Raw genomic sequence first — 19,506 nt, forward strand, 5'->3', positions numbered from 1 at the left:
GCAGCCGATGAAAATTTTATTATCTGGTGGAGGTACTGGAGGACATGTCTATCCAGCACTCGCACTTATGCGTCGTATACAAGAACTAAATCCAACTGCAGAATTTTTGTATGTCGGAACTGAAAAAGGATTGGAAAATAGAATTGTAAAAGAGTATGGGATACCTTTTGCTTCTGTAGAAATAAAAGGATTTAAACGCTCATTGTCTCTTGATACATTTAAAACTATACGAATGTTTATCAGTAGTATTAATCAAGCTAAACAAATCGTTAAGAAATTCCAGCCTGATATTGTTATTGGGACTGGTGGGTATGTATGCGCACCGATTGTATATGCAGCATCAAAATTAGGTGTTCCTAGCATTATACATGAACAAAATAGCGTTGCAGGTATAACGAATAAGTTTCTTGCACGTTATGTAACCAAAATTGCTATTTGTTTTGAAGAAGTACGAAATGATTTTTCTAAATATCCTAAAAAAGTTTGTTTTACTGGTAACCCAAGAGCACAAGAAGTGAGTAATGTGCAAAAAAAAGCAGCTTTAGAAGAATACAATTTAGACTCTGAGAAACCGACTGTATTGATTTTTGGTGGCAGTAGAGGAGCAAAAAGAATTAATGATGCTTTTGTTGAAGCATTGCCTTTGTTAGCGAATAAAAATTATCAAGTATTGATGGCTACAGGAGATATTCATTTTGAAACGATTCAAAGTCAGTTAACAAAAATCAAAAATGAGAAGTTTAATGTTTCTGTAGTATCTTACATTCCAAATATGCCAGAAGTTTTCTCGACAGTTTCATTAGTTGTTTCAAGAAGTGGAGCTACAACGTTGGCAGAACTTACAGCACTTGGGTTGCCAAGTGTATTGATTCCTAGTCCATATGTTACAAATGATCACCAAACAAAAAATGCAGAAAGTTTAGTAAATAAAAACGCTGCAAAATTAATCAACGAATCAGAATTAACAGGTGAAAAATTGGTCCAAACATTGGATGAATTGATGTTGAACACAAATATGCGTCAAGAAATGGCAAAAAATGCAAAAAAAATGGGTATGCCAGATGCTTCAGATAGAATAATTGAATTAATAAATGAAATTGTAAAAAAATAACTTTTATAAAGGAGGACAGGTGCATGAGAAAACAGAATAAAAAGAAAAAAGCTGTAACTAACCTGCATCTTTCTTCCTTGAAAAAAGGAGAATATAAGGAAAAAACGCCTGACAGCGATAAGAAATCTGTATTTCAAAAAACAAAATCAGTAGAGCATACATTGCCAAAATTAAAAAAACAAGCGTCAAAAAAAACTGATTACACGATTAATTACGCTTATTTTATTATTTTCATTTGCAATTTTGATAGTTGTGTATTTTATAAGTCCCTTAAGCAAAGTAGATATCGTTTCTGTTAGTGGTGCAAAAGAAGTTGCAGATCAAGAAATAATTGATGAAAGTCATATTAAGTCTGGGAACAGTCTTTGGAAAACATTCTTTGATAGAAAAGAAATTTCTGAAAAAGTTGTATCTGAATTGCCCCAGGTAAAATCCATGGATGTTGTTTTGGATGGTTTAAATGACTACACTCTTGAAATCGAAGAGTATGAAACAGTTGCTTATTTAGTTGAAGACAATAAATACTACAATATTCTTGAAAATGGGAAAATTGTAAATGAAAGTAGAAAAGTATCTATTGGAAATCCACCAATTTTTAAACAATTTGAAGAAAATAAGGCTTTAAAAGAAATGATTGCCCAGTACCAATCATTAAATGAAAATATCCAAAATAGTATTTCAGAAGTTGAATATACGCCTAGCGAGGTTGATGATTACCTGATCAAACTGTACATGAATGATGGGAATGAAGTAATTGCTTCTATACCTTCTTTTGCTGAAAAAATGATTTACTATCCTGATATAGTAAAAAAAGTGGGCGATCAAAAAGGAACAATAAATATTGAAGTTGGCGCTTATTTTTCTCCATTTAAATATAGTGAGGATAAAAATGAAGAGCCAAAAGAGTCAAATGCTACTAATGATGAAAACGGTGTTGAACTCGATCCAGAAGAAGAAGCACAATAGGATAAAAAGAATAAAAATGTTTTTTGCTTAAACAGAAAAAAATACTGAAATACTTCGTAAATTGGTAACGCTTATGTTAAAATTGGTAATAACTATAGGTTTTAACATAAAATAATGATATAGGAGGTTTCAATGAATTGGGGAATACTGAAATGTATGTAAGTCTAGATATTGGAACCACTTCAATAAAAGTAGTTGTAGCTGAATATATAAACGGTCAAATGAATATTATTGGAGTAGGAAATGAAAAATCTGAAGGCTTAAACCGTGGAATTATCGTAGATATTGATAAAACGGTACAATCGATTAGTAAAGCTATTAAACAAGCAGAGCAAAAAGCAAATGTAAATATTTATAATGTTATTGTAGGCATTCCAAGTACGTCTGTTGAAATAGAAGCGTGTCATGGAATGATAGCAGTATCCGGAGAAAACAGAGAAATTACTGAAGCAGATGTACAAAATGTTTTAGCTGCTGCAATGGTAAAATCGGTTCCTCCAGAAAGAGAAATATTAACTATCTTACCTGAAGAATTTATTGTTGACGGATTTGATGGCATCAAAGATCCGAGGGGAATGATTGGTGTTCGCTTGGAAATGCATGCTATTATGTTAACTGGACCAAAAACCATCATACATAACACAAAACGTTGTGTGGAAAAAGCCGGTTTACAAATTCAAAATATCGTCTTACAACCTTTGGCAGCAAGTAGTGTGGCTATGTCTAGTGGGGAAAGAGATTTTGGCACGATATTACTTGATCTGGGAGGCGGACAAACTACGGCTTCAGTTATGCATGATCATCAGTTGAAATACACTTATGTAGATCAAGAGGGTGGAGATTACGTAACCAAAGATATATCTGTTGTTTTAAACACAACCATTGAAAGTGCTGAAAGAATAAAACGCGATTATGGATATGCTTTGCCAGAAGAAACTTCTCAAGAAGAAACTTTTCCAGTAGAAGTGATTGGCAAAAGCCAGCCGGTAAAAATTGATGAGCGTTATCTGTCAGAAATCATTGAAGCTCGGATGGTTCAGATTTTTGAAAAAGTGAAATCTGAATTAGACAAGGTAGGAGCAAGAGATTTACCTGGTGGAATGATTTTAACGGGCGGAGCTGCAGCCTTACCTGGTGCAGTAGAGCTAGCTGAAGATCTTTTTGAAATTCCAGTAAAACTCTATATTCCTCATCAAATGGGTCTGCGTTATCCAGCATTTACTACTGGTATAGGCTTGATCCAATATGAAGCTAACTTAGATGATATTCATCAAATTATGAAAGAATATCAATTAGGAGTTACCAGAAAAGAAGATTCTTCTTACAATGCTAAACCAGAAACCTTTTCAGAAAATGATGAGAATAATTCTTTAGAATATGAAAAAGTAAAACCCATTAAGAAAGAAAAGAAAAAAGAAGACAAGTGGAGCAATAAGGCAAAAAGCTTTATCTCAAATTTCTTTGATTAAATAGAATACATTCAGATTGTAGTAGGAGGAAATGGAATGGACTTAGAATTTGACACAAATCCAGCTAATGGAGCGATAATTAAAGTAATTGGTGTTGGTGGAGCTGGAAATAATGCTGTTAACCGAATGATTGATGAAAATGTGCAAGGTGTAGAATTTATCGTAGCGAATACTGATTTACAAGCTTTAGCAGGTTCAAATGCCGAAGTGAAAATCCAACTTGGGCCAAAATTAACACGTGGTTTAGGAGCAGGAGCAAACCCTGAAATTGGTCGTAAAGCAGCAGAAGAAAGTGAAGAACAAATTGCTGAATCATTACGTGGAGCCGATATGATTTTCGTAACTGCTGGTATGGGTGGCGGAACGGGTACTGGTGCCGCACCTATCGTAGCTCGTATTGCTAAAGAACAAGGTGCTTTAACAGTTGGAGTAATCACTAGACCCTTTACTTTTGAAGGACCTAAACGTGGACGTTTTGCTGCTGAAGGTGTAGCGCAAATGAAAGAACACGTGGATACTCTTGTCATCATTTCAAATAACCGTTTGTTAGAAATTGTTGATAAAAAAACACCAATGCTTGAAGCCTTCCACGAAGCCGATAATGTTCTACGCCAAGGTGTACAAGGAATTTCAGATTTAATCACAGCACCTGGATATGTAAACTTAGACTTTGCTGATGTAAAAACAGTTATGGAAAATCAAGGATCAGCATTAATGGGTATTGGTATGGCGAGCGGTGAAAATCGTACAGTCGAAGCTACTAAAAAAGCTATTTCATCTCCATTGTTAGAAGTTTCAATTGATGGCGCAGAGTCTGTATTATTAAATATTACAGGTGGATCTGACTTAACATTATTTGAAGCACAAGATGCCTCAGATATCGTTTCTGCAGCTTCAACTACAGAAGTAAACATTATATTTGGTACCTCTATTAACGAAAACTTAGGTGATGATGTTATCGTAACAGTTATTGCAACAGGTATCGATACAACTAAAGCAAGAGAAGTAAAACCACAAACAAGTGAAAGAAATCGAAACAGTTCTACTCAAAGAATTGTGCCTGAAACATCAGCTGTACAATCTGATCAAACAAAGGATCCTTTTGGCGATTGGGACATTCGTCGCGAACCTAGTTTGCGTGATCAAAGAGCTAATTCTCAATCGAATGAGTTAAATCAACAAAATGAAAAACCTGACTTTGACATTTTTAAACGAGAAGAAAAGCAAGAACAAGAGAGTCGTCAAGAAGAAGACAATCTTGATACACCTCCATTCTTTAGAAGACGCCGTAAATAAAAATGAGTTCTGTTAAAGAAAATTGTCAAGAAATTGAACGTAAGTTAGGTTTGTCATTAAAAAAAGTCAATCGAGAACGTTCTAGTGTACAAGTTATTGCAGTGACTAAAAGCGTCTCTAGTGAACAGGCTATTGCTGTAATTGAAGAAGGCTATACGCATCTGGCAGAAAATCGTCCCGAAGGTTTGGAAGCAAAACTGGAAGAACTAAATGATCTTCAATTGGTCTGGCATTATATTGGAAATCTGCAAACAAGAAAAGTAAAGAAAGTAATCAATAAAATTGATTACTTTCATGCTCTGGATCGTTTGGCGTTAGCTGAAGAAATTGAAAAACGAGCGCAAAAAAGAATTTCTTGTTTTGTTCAAGTAAATGTGACAGGTGAAGTTTCCAAGAGTGGAGTAAGCCCGGATGAGCTTGACGAATTTATCAGTAATCTTTCAAAGTATTCAAAGATAAAAGTAGTTGGTTTAATGACTATGGCGCCTTTAAATGCTGAGGAGACAGTTGTTCGTACGGCTTTTGCTCATTTGAGAGGCTTACAACAGACCATTCAGGAAAAAAGCTTCTCTCATGCACCATGTACAGAACTTAGTATGGGAATGAGCAAAGATTATACTATTGCTGCTGAAGAAGGAGCAACTTTTATTCGAATCGGAACGTCTTTTTTTGAATAAGAATCAATTTCAATAAAGAAGGAAATTGATTTAAAAAGGAGGACTTTAAATGAGTATGTTAAATAATTTATCTCAATTTTTTGGTTTAAGTGATGAAGAAGAATTCGAATTAGAAACTGTGGCTGACAGTCAAGAAAACGGATCATCAAAAGCAGGAAAAAGTGAAGCTAAGCGAGAATTGAAAAATCAACGAGCTTTCAATACACGCCGTGAACCAGCAACAACGAATAAAGTTGTTTCAATGAAAAATCCAGAAAATCATTACCAATCTAAAATTGTTGTATTTGAGCCTAGAGTTTATTCTGAAGTTCAAGAGATTGCAGATTTACTGCTTAGCAACCAATCTGTCATTTTAAATTTCACTCGTATTGAAGAAGATCAAGCTAAAAGAATCGTTGATTTTTTAACTGGAACAATCTACGCTATAAGCGGAGATATTCAACGCATTGGTGAAGAAATTTTCTTGTGTACACCTAAGAATGTTGAAATTGATGGTGCATTATCAGATGTTATGCAAGAAAAAGATTTTTATTAAAGAAAAGAGGAAAAATCAATAGTGGCTTATTTTATATCATTACTTTACACGGTACTTTCTAGAGCCTTAGATATCTACTCTACTCTGATTATCGTATATATCTTAATGTCTTGGTTTCCTGGAGCTTATCAATCAAAATTTGGGCGCATATTAGCATCTATTTGTGAACCGTATTTAAATTTCTTTAGACGGTTTATTCCACCAATTGGAATGATTAGTTTTTCAGGAATTGTAGCTTTGATTGTTTTAAATTTAGCTAAAAGTGGATTATTTTCACTCTTTCAGCTGATTATGAGGATTTTGTATTAATTGAAGGAGGAATTTTCTTATGATTGAAAATGTCTATCAACATTTTAGAAAAGAAGAGCAATCCTTTATTGATACAGTTATTGGGTGGATAAGAAATGTTGAAGACCAATATACTCCTTATTTGACAAATTTTTTAGATCCCCGTCAATTGCATATCGTAAAAACAATTGTTGGGAAAAATAGCGAGATTACAATTCATTCTTTTGGAGGATATGAAGCAGCAGAGAGGGTGAGAGCATTCATCTGCCCTTCATATTTCACTCCAAAGCAGGATGATTTTGGAATAACGATTTGTGAAATCCGTTACCCTATAAAATTTGCATCATTATCACATGGAAAAGTGTTAGGTACTCTGCTGTCAACTGGGCTAAAAAGAGACTATTTTGGAGATATCATTTCAGATGGTACACGTTGGCAAGTATTTGTTGAAAATACAACAAAAAGTTATGTGGAACAGCAAGTTATCAGTATTGGGAAAGTTGCAGTCCGTATGGAAGAAAGAGACTATACCGATATTTTAGTTCCTATAGATAATTGGACGATTGAAAGTCAAACAGTTTCATCCATGCGTTTGGATACGTTGGTTTCCAGCGTGTTTAAGATTTCTAGACAGCGTGCCAAACAGATGATTGAATCAGGAAAAGTGAAGTTGAATTGGGTTGAATCAACTCGACCAGATTTTGAAATAGGGTTGTTAGATATTGTTTCAGTTCGAGGATATGGAAGATTACAAGTTCAAGAAATTGAAGGCAAAACTAAAAAAGATAAGTGGCGTTTGCAGTTAGGTGTCTTATATAAATAACTGTTAACTCATTTACTTGTGGGTTAGTTTATGATAATTTAGTACTAAAGCACGTAAAAATTAAAAAAATGGAGGTGTCTTATATGGTGTTGACTCCCTTAGATATACATAACAAAGAGTTCCCTGTCAAGATGCGAGGCTACGATCAAGATCAAGTAAATGATTATTTAGATCAAATCATTAAGGACTACGAAATGGTTTTAAAAGAAAAGCGTGAATTAGAAAAGAACTTACAATTCTCTGAAGAACAAGTAGGACATTTTAACAATCTTCATGATGCGTTAAATAAATCAATTATTGTTGCTCAAGATGCAGCAGATCGATTAAAAGAAAATGCAGCTAAAGAAGCAAATATTATTCGTTTAGAAGCTGAAAAAAATGCAGATCGGTTGTTGGATGAAGCAGTTTCTAAAGCTAGAAAAATTACTACTGAAACAGATGAGTTGAAAAAACAAAGTAGAGTCTTTAAACAACGTCTGCAGATTATGATAGAATCTCAACTAGAAATGGTTAAGAATTCAGAATGGGATGATTTGTTAAGACCTGCTGAAGAAGAAACACTCAATATTCCTACATTAAAAGAAATTTTAGCAAGTGTTAATCAACCAGAAGAAGTTGTGAGTTCTGATGTTGAATCGAACGATGAGACAATTGAAGAGAATAATTCTGAGCAGCTAACAGTAGTTAGTACAAACGAAATAGAAAATAACGACATGCAAGAACAACCTTCATTAGAAGGCACTTTGCCAGCTATTGAATTGCCTAAATAAGTAAAATCAGTGAATGGAACAGAAAAGCACTAGAACACTAAAGTAAGCGAGTTAGAGATAGTGAAAGCCTAACAGTCCCTTCTAGTTGTCAGATCCTCCATGAGTGTTAATTTGAACTTGAGTAAAATTAACCGGTTAATTGACGTTATACAATTACTTAAGAGAAGAAAAAAGGCTACAAATTTTTTCTTCTAAATTTGGGTGGTACCACGAAGATTTCGTCCCTCTAGGGATGAAGTCTTTTTTTTATTGATAAGAATAGTTGCAATTGACAAATCTCAGTTGTATGATGAGCATGTCGTTTTGGAACTAAAGAGATAAATTATAACAAATGAGGGGTAGATCTTAATGAAAATGAAAGAAACATTACAATTAGGAAAAACAAAATTTCCCATGCGTGGAAATTTACCAGTTCGTGAGCTAGAATGGCAAAAAAACTGGGAAGAATTAGATATTTATGGACAAAGACAAAAAATCAATGAAGGCAAGCCAACTTTCGTTTTACATGATGGGCCACCGTATGCAAATGGAAACATCCATATTGGACATGCCTTAAATAAAATCAGCAAAGATATCATTGTACGTTACAAATCAATGTCTGGATTCAGATCTCCTTACGTGCCAGGTTGGGACACTCATGGTCTGCCAATTGAACAAGCCTTAACAAACAAGGGTGTTAAACGTAAAGAAATGAGCCTTGCAGAATTCCGTAAATTATGTGAAGAATATGCTTGGGAACAAGTAAACAAACAAAAAGAAGATTTTAAACGTTTAGGTGTAGCGGGAGAATGGGATCATCCATACGTAACATTAACGAAAGAATACGAAGAAGCACAAATTCGTGTGTTTGGTAAAATGGCCGAAAAGGGTTATATCTATAAAGGTTTAAAACCCATTTATTGGTCTCCATCTAGTGAATCTGCACTCGCAGAAGCTGAAATTGAATACAAAGACGTTAAATCAGCAAGTATTTATGTAGGTTTTAAAGTTGTTGATGGAAAAGGTCTGATTGATGAAGATACTTCTTTTGTTATTTGGACAACGACACCATGGACTATTCCTTCAAATCTTGCCATTACTGTCCATCCAGAATATGACTATTCTGTTGTAGTTGCAGACGGAAAGAAATATGTTTTAGCTAAAGACTTGATTGATGCTGTCACAGAAGAAATTGGTTGGAATCAAGTTGAAACGATTAAAGAATTAAAAGGTAAAGACTTGGAATTCATGACGGCTCAACACCCAATGTATGACCGTACTTCTCTTTTGATTCTAGGTGACCATGTAACTCTTGAAGCGGGTACCGGACTTGTCCATACAGCTCCAGGTCACGGGGATGATGACTTTATTGTAGGACAAAAATATAAATTAAGTGTTTTATCACCAGTTGATGATAAAGGTTGTTTTACAGATGAAGCACCAGGTTTAGAAGGTATTTTTTATAATGATGGAAATAAAGTCATTACTGAGTGGTTAGAAAAAGAAGGAGCACTATTGAAGCTAAACTTCTTTACTCATAGTTACCCACATGACTGGAGAACTAAGAAACCTGTTATTTTCCGTGCAACACCTCAATGGTTTGCTTCTATTGATCAATTCCGTGGAGACATTCTAGAAGCTGTTGAAGGCGTTGAATGGGTTCAAAAATGGGGTATGCAACGTTTGTACAATATGGTCCGTGATCGTGGTGATTGGGTTATTTCACGTCAACGTGCTTGGGGAGTTCCTTTACCAATCTTCTATGGTGAAAATGGCGAATCTATTATAACACCGGAAACAATTGAACACGTAGCGGCTTTATTTGGAGAGTTTGGTTCAAATATTTGGTTTGAACGCGAAGCTAAGGAGTTATTACCAGAAGGATTCACTCATCCCTCAAGTCCAAATAATCAATTTACAAAAGAAACAGACATCATGGATGTATGGTTTGATTCTGGTTCATCTCATGAAGCCGTACTAAGAGCTAGAGAAAATTTAACTTTCCCAGCTGATATGTATCTTGAAGGTTCAGATCAATACCGTGGTTGGTTTAATTCAAGCATCACGACCAGTGTAGCCATCAATGGAGTAGCACCTTATAAAACAGTTCTTTCTCAAGGAATGGTTTTAGATGGGGATGGTCGCAAAATGAGCAAATCTCTTGGTAATACTATTGCACCAAGCAAAGTTATCAAACAAATGGGAGCTGACATTGTGCGTCTATGGGTTTCAAGTGTAGATACACAAGCAGATGTGCGTGTGAGTGATGAAATTCTAAAACAAGTTTCTGAAGTTTACCGTAAAATTCGTAATACTATGCGTTTCTTATTAGCTAATACAACTGACTACGATCCTTCAGCAAATAAAGTAGATTTTCATGATTTAAGATCTGTTGACAAATACCTAATGATTCGTTTGAATCAATTGGTAGAAAAAGCAGAAGGGCATTATGATAGATATGAATTTTCTTCTATCTATCAATTAATTAATAACTTCTGTACAGTTGACTTATCTCAATTCTATTTAGATTTCGCTAAAGATGTTGTCTATATTGAAGCTGAGGATGCTTATGAACGTCGTGCTATGCAAACAGTGTTCTATGAAGTACTAGTAAAAATTACAAAACTATTAACACCAATTCTTCCACATACTGCTGAAGAAATTTGGTCATTCTTAAGCGAAACCGATGAATTCGTTCAATTAACGGATATGCCAGCTATCGATCGCTATGAAAATGAAGCTGAACTATTAGACATGTGGAATGCTTTCATGGATATTCGCGATGTGGTTCAAAAAGCTCTTGAAGAAGCACGTAATGAAAAAATCATTGGAAAATCTTTTGAAGCAAAAGTAACTCTTTACCCTACAGAACAAACAAAAGATTTGTTTGTTTCGTTAAATAGTAATTTAGCACAATTATTAATTGTTTCTAATTTAGAAATAGCAGAATCGATTGAAGATGCACCTAGTAATGCGGTTCATTCAGAATCTGTAGCCGTTGTAGTAGAACACGCTCATGGAGAAACTTGCGAAAGATGTCGCGCTATCAAAGAAGATGTAGGTTCTAATGAAAATGCACCAACTCTTTGTGCTCGTTGCGCAGCAATTGTTGAAGAACATTTTCCAGAAGCTTTAGTACCTGAAACTGAAGAAGAATAAGCATTCATATAAAGAAGAGGCTGGGATTTTTCCCAGCCTCTTCTTTTGATACTTCATATTTTTTATTGTAATCTGTAAATGAAATGGTAAAATATGTTAAGGAAAAAGAGGAGGTACATTCATTATGCAAGTAGACTTAATTAAAGTTCATGGATCAGAAAATGAATTTTTTATTTTAGATGAAACATTGCTCGAAAGAACATTGACACAAGATGAACTTGTATCTCTGACTCAAATCATTACAGATCGCAATAAAGGTCTTCTAAAGGGCGCTGATGGTGTTCTTTTAATAGGAACAACTAATCACAAAGAAACAGACGGAAGCATGAGAGTAATCAATTATGATGGTAGTGAAGCCAGTATGTGTGGCAATGGATTAAGAACGGTTGCGCGTTATCTTTCTGAAAAAAATAAAAAAAATGAGTTTGTTGTTGAAACAATGCATGCTGATCTTCACGTAAAAAAAGCAGAAGAGTTAGGAAAAGATATTCAAACTTTTCAAGTTGAAATTTCTCCAGTATCTTTTAATGTAGAAAATTTGCCATTTAATTGGGAATCAGAAAAATTTATTGATCAAGAATTATCAGAATTAGCTACTAATTTGCGTTTTTCTGCAGTTGCAGTGCCAAATCCTCATTTGATCAGTTTTGTTGATCATGAAACATTATACAGCTCACAATTTGAGGACCTTGCAACCTATTTAAATGGAAAAAACCCTTATTTTCCTGACGGAGTAAATGTTAGCTTTGTAGAAGTATTGGATAAACAATCACTATTTGTCCGTACTTTTGAAAGAGGAGTAGGCTTTACGAATGCTTGCGGTACCGCAATGGCAGCGAGTAGTTTGATGTATGTGTTGTTAAAAAATGGCCAACTTGAAGAAAAAATTCAAGTGACTAATCCTGGGGGAATGGTTCAAACGGTTGTTCATAAAGATGAAGATGGAACTTACTGGATGGATTTAATTGGAAATGCAACGTATCTAAATAAAGTTTCTATCTCATTAGAAGATATTTTAACTCATAATCTAGGTAATCATACACAAGTAGCTCTTGATGAAAATGAAAATTACCATAATTTTTTAAAGCAAATTACAATTGATTAAAAAGACATCAAGATGAAAATGTTGCTGTTAAAGCAAAGTAAACCCTTGCAAAAATAAAAAACCCGAGTTATAATGATTTTGTAATCGATTTTATTTTTTTGAAAGATAATAAGTCACAAAAGAAAATCAATTGCAAAATGACTAATCGGAGGTACAGTGAATTATGGAAAAAGGAACAGTAAAATGGTTTAATGCAGAAAAAGGTTTTGGTTTTATTGAGGTTGAAGGCGGAGAAGACGTATTTGTACACTTTAGTGCAATTACAGGTGATGGCTTCAAATCATTAGAAGAAGGACAAGCAGTTGAATTTGAGATCGTTGAAGGAAACCGTGGAGCACAAGCTGCAAACGTTGTAAAACTTTAATTTTAATTCAATTAATCGAAGTACCAACAGATTTTTTAATCTGTTGGTACTTTTTTTTGTAGAAAGATATTAAACTAGACTTTTCAATTGACTTTAAGTTAGTAATAAGATAATATAGTTAGCGTGCTAACTATATTATCTATAAATTTTAAGCAAGTTATCCAAAAGAGTGAGGTGGAAAAAAATTTTTTTTGATGAGGAAAATAATGAAAAAGCAATTGGAATGGAATTACGTAAACTAGTAAATTTCATACACAGAAATGTTGAATCTTTTAAAATAGAAGACGATAAAAATCATATTACTAAGATGCATGGAATGATTATTGGTTTTTTAAATAATTCTAAAAGTGAAGATGTATTTCAAAAGGACATTGAAAAAAAGTTTTCAATGCGTCGTTCTACTACTTCAAAAATGTTGAAGAGTATGGAAGATAAAGGATTAATTAAGCGGATTTCCATTGAGAAAGATGCACGAGTGAAAAAATTACAATTATCAGAAAAAGGTCAGAGTTTGGTTGAAGAAGTAACAAGAGAATACCAAAGAATTGAAAATTTATTAATCGAAGGATTAACTGAGGAAGAGCTTGAACAGTTTTTCAAAACAATTCATAAGATGCAACAAAATATGTTGAAAGATATAGAGTAAGACTCAGTTAAAGAAACGAAGGAGAACGGCTATGCTAAAAATACTAAAATATTTAAAACGAAAAGAATGGATAATGATTTTATTTAGCGTTATCTTTATAGTTATTCAAGTCTATTTGGATTTAGAATTACCAGAATATATGTCTAAAATTACTCAACTTATTCAAATTCCAGGTTCAAAAATGCAAGACATATTTGAAAATGGTGGCTATATGATGCTATGTGCTCTAGGTAGCTTAGTAGCATCTTTTGTAACAGTGTTCTTTGTTTCAAAAGTAGCAGCTGGTCTTTCACGTACGATAAGATCAGAAGTATTTACAAAAGTTGAAGGATTTTCAATGGAAGAAATGAATCATTTTTCTACTGCAAGTTTGATTACCCGTTCTTCAAATGATGTAACGCAAATTCAAATGGCAATGTCACTTGGTATGCAAGTGTTAATTAAAGCTCCTATTATGTCTATATGGGCCATTTCAAAAATAGTTGATAAATCTTGGGAGTGGACACTTTCAACAGCGGGTGCTGTAGTTGTATTGCTCCTTATCATAAGTGTTGTAGTAATATTCGCTTTACCGAAGTTTAAAGTGATCCAAAAATTAACAGATAACCTTAACCGAGTTACACGTGAAAATCTAACTGGGTTACGCGTTATTCGTGCATACAATGCAGAAAATTTTGAAGAAGAAAAATTTGAAACAGCAAATCACAAACTAATGAATACAAACTTATTTATCAATAGAATCATGGCGATTATGGGACCTGGGATGACATTGATTATGAGTGGATTAAGTTTATCTATTTACTGGATCGGTGCTTACTTAATCAATGATGTTCAACTCGTTAGTCAAGCAAGTGTTTTAGGCCGTGTTGATATATTCAGTGATATGGTTGTGTTTTCTTCTTATGCTATTCAAGTTGTCATTTCATTTATGATGTTAACAATTGTATTTATTATCGTTCCTCGTGCTGCAGTATCAGCTGGACGTATTTTAGAAGTTTTAAATACAAAAGAAACCATTAAGGATGGAACATTGACACAGTCTGCTCAAGATCAAAAAGGTACGGTAGTATTTGATAATGTATCTTTTCAGTATCCAGATGCTTCTGAAGCTATATTGGAAAATATCTCCTTTACGGCAAACAAAGGTGAAACAGTTGCCTTTATTGGTTCTACCGGTAGTGGGAAAAGTACGTTAGTTAATTTGATCCCTCGTTTCTTTGATGTAACAGGAGGCCAAATTAAAATTAACGGCCATGATATCAAAGAGTATACACAAAAATATCTGCATTCTCTAGTTGGATTTGTTCCACAAAAAGCGTTCTTATTTAGTGGTACGGTTCGTTCAAATGTGAGTTACGGAGATGCTGGTCAAGAAGTAACTGAAGCCGACATGAAAAAAGCTATTGAAATAGCTCAAAGTAGTGACTTTGTTGAGAAAATGGAAGATGGATATGATGCCTCAATCGCTCAATCAGGAAGCAACGTATCAGGAGGTCAACGTCAGCGTTTAGCGATTTCACGTGCGATCTCACGGAAACCAGAGATTTTGGTTTTTGATGACTCATTTTCAGCTTTAGACTACAAAACAGATCGTGTATTACGTGCAGCGTTAAACAAAGAATTAAAAGATACAACAAAATTAATTGTTGCTCAACGTATAGGTACCATTCGTGATGCAGACAAAATTATTGTTTTAGATGAAGGAAAAATTGTTGGAATTGGTACACATCAAGAATTGATGCAAACGTGTGAAGTCTATCAAGACATCGCTTATTCTCAACTTTCTAAGGAGGAATTAGCAGATGAGTAAACAAAAAAATGGACCAATGAGTGGGCCAATGGTAGGTAAGAAACCTGATAATTTTAAAGAGTCTATTGGTAAGTTAGCAAAATATTGTAAACCTTATATGATGTACATTATAGTAGCATTTGTATTTGCTATTTTCGGTACAGTATTTAATTTAATAGGTCCTGATCGTCTTAGTGAAATTACAGATATTATCACTGCAGGTATTACAGGTGCTATAGATTTAGAAAAAATAAAAAGTATTGGATTATTTTTAGTTACGTTGTATATTCTTGGTGCAATTTTATCTTATTTCCAAGGATTTATTATGGCTACTGTAACTCAAACCGTTACAAAAAAATTGCGTACAGATATTTCAACAAAAATTAATCGTTTACCATTACGTTATTTTGATAGCAACAACCATGGAGACATTTTGAGCCGTGTAACAAATGATGTTGATACAATTGGTCAAACTTTAAACCAAAGTTTAGGTCAGTTGGTAACCTCTATTAGTTTATTTATCGGTTCATTGATTATGATGTTTTATACAAATGTTCCGATGGCTTTCTCTGCCATCCTATCAACCGTTATCGGTTTTGGTTTAATGATCACAATTATTAAAAGGTCACAAAAATATTTCAGTCAACAACAGAAAAGTTTAGGTGAATTAAACGGTCATGTTGAAGAAATATATACAGGTCACAATATTGTAAAAGCATTTAATGGTGAAGAGTCAGCGATTGAAGAATTTAATCAAATCAATGATACATTATTTGATAGTGCTTGGAAGTCTCAATACATTTCAGGTCTAATGATGCCGTTAATGAACTTTATTGGGAACTTTGGATATGTAGTGGTCTGTGTAGTCGGAGCTTATTTAGCGTTTAATGATCAAATCACTTTTGGTGTGATTGTTGCCTTTATGATGTATATTCGTTTCTTTACGCAACCTCTTTCACAGATTGCACAAGCTTTTACTAGTTTGCAATCAGCAGCTGCAGCTAGTGAACGTGTCTTTAATTTCTTAGAAGAAGAAGAGTTAGAAGTCGAAACTGGAAAACCAACTTCATTAGGTACTGTTAAAGGAAATGTTACATTCGACCATGTGAAATTTGGGTACAATCCTGATAGACTAATCATTAATGATTTCTCTCTAGAGGCTAAAGCTGGACAAAAAATTGCAATCGTAGGTCCAACGGGGGCAGGTAAGACGACATTAGTAAACTTGTTAATGCGCTTCTATGAAGTGAATAGTGGAGAAATCTACATTGATGGAACACCGATTTCCAGTGTTACTAGAGGAGCGTTACACGAACAATTCTGTATGGTATTACAAGATACTTGGTTATTTGAAGGAACGGTTAGAGAAAATATTGTCTACAGTAAAAAAGGTGTAAAAGATGAAGAAGTAGTCAATGCTTGTAAGGCAGTTGGAGTACATCATTTCATTCAGACATTGCCACACGGCTACGATACGATTTTAGATGATACAACAAGTTTATCTGCTGGACAAAAACAATTAATGACGATTGCTCGTGCAATGGTCGCAGATGCACCATTATTGATTTTGGATGAAGCAACAAGTTCTGTTGATACACGTACTGAACTGATCATTCAAAAAGCAATGGATAGCTTAATGCATGGAAGAACTTCTTTCGTTATTGCACATCGTCTATCAACTATTAAAAATGCAGATTTGATTATTGTGATGAAAGATGGAGATGTAGTAGAAAGTGGAAACCATGATGTTTTATTGCAGCAAAATGGATTTTATGCAGATCTTTACAATAGTCAATTTGATCAAGAAGAAGAGTAAACAGATAAGTCTAAAAAAATAGCTATACCCACAGGGTGTGAATGAAGAAATTCATTCATACCTTTTTTTATGTTTAACAAAAATAAAATCAGGAGTCTATCTATCAAATTTAGCGTGATTTAAGGTCTTTAAATGCATATCAGTACTTAGTTGCCCTTTTTCTATAGAGCTCCTTAAAACGGAGTTATTCCACGTTAATTGAGTCTGTTATCTTCGAATACTGAACAAAAAAAAGCAGTCCAAGAAATTGCTTTCTTGAACTGCTTTTTATTTGATTTTCTTAACCTTTGCGTCTTCCAACAATAAGTGAGAAGATAAAAATTAAAATAATAGCTCCGATTAATGCTGGAATAATCGCGAAACCGCCAATGACAGGTCCGAAGTTGCTTAATAATGAACTACCGATCCATGATCCGATAAAACCAACAATGATGTTTCCAATAATACCGCCTGGTACATCTTTACCAACTATCATACCCGCGATAGCTCCTAAAATTCCACCTACAATTAATGACCAAATAAATCCCATCATGTTCTTTTCCTCCTTCAAAAAATGTTATTCTTTATTACTCTTATAAGTATAGTCACACTTTGGTCACATATCAAATGATATGCTCTTCGTAGTATTTGATATACAAAAAAAAGCATTAAGACAATCAATCGAAGGCTATCAATCGAAGGCTATCAATTGACTATCTAAATGCAATTAGTTAATTTTTATCAGTTGTAAGTTCCAATAATTTATCACGTAAAGAGGTTTCCATAACGGATAATTCCCGTTCTGCTTCTTTTCGTTTGATTCGTCCATCTTGTTGAATTTGCAACGTTTCTTGTAGAGTTTCAATTAAATCATTTTGAGTTTTTTGCAAAGTCTCAATATCGATGATGCCGCGTTCGTTTTCTTTGGCTGTTTCAATAGATGAAATTTTCAACATTTCAGAATTCTTTTTCATTAAATCATTTGTTGTTTCGGATACTTGTCGTTGAGCAGTGACAGCATCTTTTTGACGAAGCAAAGTAAGAGCAATCGCAATTTGGTTTTTCCAAAGAGGAATGGCCATATTAATAGAAGATTGGATCTTTTCAGCTAAGGCTTGATTCGTATTTTGAATCAAGCGAATCTGAGGGGCTTGCTGAATAGTCATTTGACGCGCAAGTTTCAAGTCATGGGTTCTTTTTTCTAAACGGTCTAAAAACTGATTTAAATCATTTACCGTTTGTACGTCCATTTGATTTGTACTCGTTTCTGCTTTTTTTACAGCTTCTGGAATAAGATTATTAAGCAAGTCGTCAATTTTTACTTCTCCAGCAGCAATGTAAATGTTTAAGGCATCAAAATAATCTTTGTTCTTATTATAAAGCTGTTCTAACATTAAATTATCGTTTAATAAACCAGCTTTTTCTTTATCCAATTTCACAGAAATTTTATCAATTTGTGCACCGATTTTTTGATATTTTGCAGTCATTTCATAAATTGATTTTTTTACACGGCCAAAGATTTTTTTAAACATATTGCTGTCTTCAGCACGCAAATCTTCTGGATTAGCCTCATTCAAGCGATACATTAAATCATTTAATGTATCGCCAATGTCACCAGTATCTTGGTTTTGAACATGGTTTAACATAGAATGAGAAAACTCTCCAAGTTTTTGTTGAGCAGCAGAACCATACATCATAACAGATTGAGCATTGGTGACATCAATTTGTTCAGCTAATGACCGAGCTTGTTCTTGACGTTCTTTTGGCAAACTGTCAATTAAGCGCGGCACTTGTTCTGTCTGGACCATTTCTTTTTCAATTTGTTCTTGTTTCTGTAAAACAGGTGCGTTTTCAGAGACATCTCCAAAAGGATTAGCTAATAAACTTTCTAATTCAGAGTCGACTTCTTTAACCGTAGAAGATTGTTTTAGTGTTTCGTTTTCTTTATCCATCTTACCATCTCCTTAAAGATTATAATTCTTCTGATTCTATTGATTGTGTATGACCATTATCGCGTTCAATTGCTTTCTTTGCAAGCTCTACCTCTATGGCCATATCTTCAAAATCATCAGATTTAAACAGAACATAATCTTCAGCGATTAATTGACACATTTCATCTATTGTAGAGGCACTTTCGTCAAGAATATCAAAAGTTGATTTATTTTTCACTTCATGTTGACTAATTTCCAGATATTTATCTGTTAAATCGGTTAAAGAAGGGAGGTGGACATATAAAAATTTATCGACTTCATGTAAACGATTGGGTTCTTCAGTGATACCTTTAAATAAAGCTTTAGATAATTGGATCGTATTGTTGCGCTGTTCAATTGCTTCCAGTTTTGAGACACTGTGGAGATTTTTTTCTAAGGTTAATAATTTTAGTTTGGCTGTATGCATGGTTTCTCTAAAAAATTGAATTTCTTCTTTAGACATTCCTTTAGATTTATAAAAAGCTTCCTTTTCAGGGGATAAACGATTTAGCTTTTTTGAAGACTTAGAATCCTCATTGACGGATTGCTTATAAATAAAGAACGCTCCAATAGCCATACTGATGATTAAGGACAAGAATAAATCAAAACCAAACAGAAAGTAAACAATAACGAAAATTAAAATGGTAGATAAACTTGTCAAGGTGTAATAGAAAATGTCACCTAAATTTTTGATATTTTTTTTCATATTTTTCACTCCAATAATTTATTTTTTGAATTGTTTTTAAGTTTTATTTTCTTATTCT

Annotated in this window: 19 protein-coding genes; 16 read left to right on the forward strand and 3 right to left on the reverse strand. The window is 33.8% G+C overall.

The features are described from left to right. Window positions 1-7: 7 nt before the first annotated feature. From murG to CAR_RS04110, 16 genes are all read left to right on the forward strand, one after another. Window positions 8-1,111 (forward strand): undecaprenyldiphospho-muramoylpentapeptide beta-N-acetylglucosaminyltransferase, encoded by a 1,104-nt coding sequence (gene murG / locus CAR_RS04035; protein WP_013710438.1) that lies wholly within the window; start codon window positions 8-10, stop codon window positions 1,109-1,111. 23 nt (window positions 1,112-1,134) lie between these two features. After that, window positions 1,135-1,410 (forward strand): hypothetical protein, encoded by a 276-nt coding sequence (locus CAR_RS13305; protein WP_041556162.1) that lies wholly within the window; start codon window positions 1,135-1,137, stop codon window positions 1,408-1,410. After that, complete coding sequence (locus tag CAR_RS04045) at window positions 1,364-2,077, forward strand: cell division protein FtsQ/DivIB (protein WP_013710439.1); 714 nt, start codon at window positions 1,364-1,366, stop codon at window positions 2,075-2,077. Before CAR_RS13305 ends, CAR_RS04045 begins: the two co-directional genes overlap by 47 nt. Window positions 2,078-2,214: 137 nt before the next feature. Then, window positions 2,215-3,546: a cell division protein FtsA gene (gene ftsA, locus CAR_RS04050; protein ID WP_041556163.1), complete on the forward strand. Its 1,332-nt coding sequence runs from the start codon at window positions 2,215-2,217 to the stop codon at window positions 3,544-3,546. Window positions 3,547-3,582: 36 nt separating this feature from the next. Then, window positions 3,583-4,842, forward strand: coding sequence for a cell division protein FtsZ (gene ftsZ, locus CAR_RS04055; RefSeq protein ID WP_013710441.1), 1,260 nt, complete (start codon window positions 3,583-3,585; stop codon window positions 4,840-4,842). A 2-nt stretch (window positions 4,843-4,844) separates the two neighbouring features. Further along, a complete protein-coding gene (locus CAR_RS04060; RefSeq protein WP_013710442.1) occupies window positions 4,845-5,519 on the forward strand; it encodes a YggS family pyridoxal phosphate-dependent enzyme in 675 nt (224 codons plus the stop codon). A gap of 49 nt (window positions 5,520-5,568) precedes the next feature. Continuing rightward, window positions 5,569-6,054, forward strand: a complete 486-nt coding sequence (locus tag CAR_RS04065; protein WP_041556164.1) for a cell division protein SepF — start codon at window positions 5,569-5,571, stop codon at window positions 6,052-6,054. Window positions 6,055-6,075: 21 nt separating this feature from the next. Then, window positions 6,076-6,363, forward strand: a complete 288-nt coding sequence (locus tag CAR_RS04070; protein ID WP_202945000.1) for a YggT family protein — start codon at window positions 6,076-6,078, stop codon at window positions 6,361-6,363. Between the two features lie 19 nt (window positions 6,364-6,382). Beyond that, on the forward strand, window positions 6,383-7,165 hold the full coding sequence (locus CAR_RS04075) for a YlmH family RNA-binding protein (protein ID WP_013710445.1): 783 nt from the start codon (window positions 6,383-6,385) through the stop codon (window positions 7,163-7,165). A 131-nt stretch (window positions 7,166-7,296) separates the two neighbouring features. Beyond that, window positions 7,297-7,935, forward strand: a complete 639-nt coding sequence (locus CAR_RS04080; RefSeq protein WP_013710446.1) for a DivIVA domain-containing protein — start codon at window positions 7,297-7,299, stop codon at window positions 7,933-7,935. Window positions 7,936-8,283: 348 nt separating this feature from the next. Beyond that, on the forward strand, window positions 8,284-11,073 hold the full coding sequence (gene ileS / locus CAR_RS04085) for an isoleucine--tRNA ligase (protein WP_013710447.1): 2,790 nt from the start codon (window positions 8,284-8,286) through the stop codon (window positions 11,071-11,073). Window positions 11,074-11,197: 124 nt separating this feature from the next. After that, window positions 11,198-12,178: a diaminopimelate epimerase gene (gene dapF, locus CAR_RS04090; protein WP_013710448.1), complete on the forward strand. Its 981-nt coding sequence runs from the start codon at window positions 11,198-11,200 to the stop codon at window positions 12,176-12,178. A gap of 163 nt (window positions 12,179-12,341) precedes the next feature. Next, window positions 12,342-12,542, forward strand: a complete 201-nt coding sequence (cspD, locus tag CAR_RS04095; RefSeq protein ID WP_013710449.1) for a cold-shock protein CspD — start codon at window positions 12,342-12,344, stop codon at window positions 12,540-12,542. A gap of 223 nt (window positions 12,543-12,765) precedes the next feature. Further along, window positions 12,766-13,188 carry a MarR family winged helix-turn-helix transcriptional regulator gene (locus tag CAR_RS04100; protein ID WP_052303156.1) on the forward strand — a complete coding sequence of 141 codons (423 nt, stop codon included), beginning with the start codon at window positions 12,766-12,768 and terminating at the stop codon, window positions 13,186-13,188. Window positions 13,189-13,219: 31 nt separating this feature from the next. Continuing rightward, the gene (locus CAR_RS04105) at window positions 13,220-14,998 is read left to right on the forward strand and encodes an ABC transporter ATP-binding protein (protein ID WP_041556166.1); all 1,779 of its coding nucleotides are present in this window, start codon (window positions 13,220-13,222) and stop codon (window positions 14,996-14,998) included. A 28-nt stretch (window positions 14,999-15,026) separates the two neighbouring features. Beyond that, window positions 15,027-16,793 carry an ABC transporter ATP-binding protein gene (locus CAR_RS04110; protein ID WP_443101010.1) on the forward strand — a complete coding sequence of 589 codons (1,767 nt, stop codon included), beginning with the start codon at window positions 15,027-15,029 and terminating at the stop codon, window positions 16,791-16,793. A 280-nt stretch (window positions 16,794-17,073) separates the two neighbouring features. On the opposite strand, the gene CAR_RS04115 is transcribed toward CAR_RS04110, so the two are convergent. The 3 genes from CAR_RS04115 to CAR_RS04125 all read right to left on the reverse strand — a co-directional run bounded on the left by CAR_RS04115 (window position 17,074) and on the right by CAR_RS04125 (window position 19,448). Next, window positions 17,074-17,325, reverse strand: a complete 252-nt coding sequence (locus CAR_RS04115) for a GlsB/YeaQ/YmgE family stress response membrane protein (RefSeq protein WP_013710453.1) — start codon at window positions 17,323-17,325, stop codon at window positions 17,074-17,076. 178 nt (window positions 17,326-17,503) lie between these two features. Continuing rightward, window positions 17,504-18,724 (reverse strand): toxic anion resistance protein, encoded by a 1,221-nt coding sequence (locus CAR_RS04120; RefSeq protein WP_013710454.1) that lies wholly within the window; start codon window positions 18,722-18,724, stop codon window positions 17,504-17,506. A gap of 19 nt (window positions 18,725-18,743) precedes the next feature. Next, window positions 18,744-19,448, reverse strand: coding sequence for a 5-bromo-4-chloroindolyl phosphate hydrolysis family protein (locus CAR_RS04125; RefSeq protein WP_052303132.1), 705 nt, complete (start codon window positions 19,446-19,448; stop codon window positions 18,744-18,746). Window positions 19,449-19,506 lie beyond the last annotated feature (58 nt).

The organism is Carnobacterium sp. 17-4, assembly GCF_000195575.1.
Classification (GTDB): domain Bacteria; phylum Bacillota; class Bacilli; order Lactobacillales; family Carnobacteriaceae; genus Carnobacterium_B.

Excerpts from the sequence above, each read along its gene's own strand:
- CAR_RS04065 (WP_041556164.1), top strand. The coding sequence starts at position 5,569 with ATGAGTATGTTAAATAATTTATCTCAATTTTTTGGTTTAAGTGATGAA.
- CAR_RS13305 (WP_041556162.1), top strand. The coding sequence starts at position 1,135 with ATGAGAAAACAGAATAAAAAGAAAAAAGCTGTAACTAACCTGCATCTT.
- CAR_RS04110 (WP_443101010.1), top strand. The coding sequence starts at position 15,027 with ATGGTAGGTAAGAAACCTGATAATTTTAAAGAGTCTATTGGTAAGTTA.
- CAR_RS04115 (WP_013710453.1), bottom strand. The coding sequence starts at position 17,325 with ATGATGGGATTTATTTGGTCATTAATTGTAGGTGGAATTTTAGGAGCT.
- murG (WP_013710438.1), top strand. The coding sequence starts at position 8 with ATGAAAATTTTATTATCTGGTGGAGGTACTGGAGGACATGTCTATCCA.
- dapF (WP_013710448.1), top strand. The coding sequence starts at position 11,198 with ATGCAAGTAGACTTAATTAAAGTTCATGGATCAGAAAATGAATTTTTT.
- CAR_RS04100 (WP_052303156.1), top strand. The coding sequence starts at position 12,766 with ATGGAATTACGTAAACTAGTAAATTTCATACACAGAAATGTTGAATCT.
- CAR_RS04125 (WP_052303132.1), bottom strand. The coding sequence starts at position 19,448 with ATGAAAAAAAATATCAAAAATTTAGGTGACATTTTCTATTACACCTTG.
- CAR_RS04060 (WP_013710442.1), top strand. The coding sequence starts at position 4,845 with ATGAGTTCTGTTAAAGAAAATTGTCAAGAAATTGAACGTAAGTTAGGT.
- CAR_RS04120 (WP_013710454.1), bottom strand. The coding sequence starts at position 18,724 with ATGGATAAAGAAAACGAAACACTAAAACAATCTTCTACGGTTAAAGAA.
- CAR_RS04080 (WP_013710446.1), top strand. The coding sequence starts at position 7,297 with ATGCGAGGCTACGATCAAGATCAAGTAAATGATTATTTAGATCAAATC.
- ileS (WP_013710447.1), top strand. The coding sequence starts at position 8,284 with ATGAAAATGAAAGAAACATTACAATTAGGAAAAACAAAATTTCCCATG.
- CAR_RS04105 (WP_041556166.1), top strand. The coding sequence starts at position 13,220 with ATGCTAAAAATACTAAAATATTTAAAACGAAAAGAATGGATAATGATT.
- ftsZ (WP_013710441.1), top strand. The coding sequence starts at position 3,583 with ATGGACTTAGAATTTGACACAAATCCAGCTAATGGAGCGATAATTAAA.
- cspD (WP_013710449.1), top strand. The coding sequence starts at position 12,342 with ATGGAAAAAGGAACAGTAAAATGGTTTAATGCAGAAAAAGGTTTTGGT.
- CAR_RS04075 (WP_013710445.1), top strand. The coding sequence starts at position 6,383 with ATGATTGAAAATGTCTATCAACATTTTAGAAAAGAAGAGCAATCCTTT.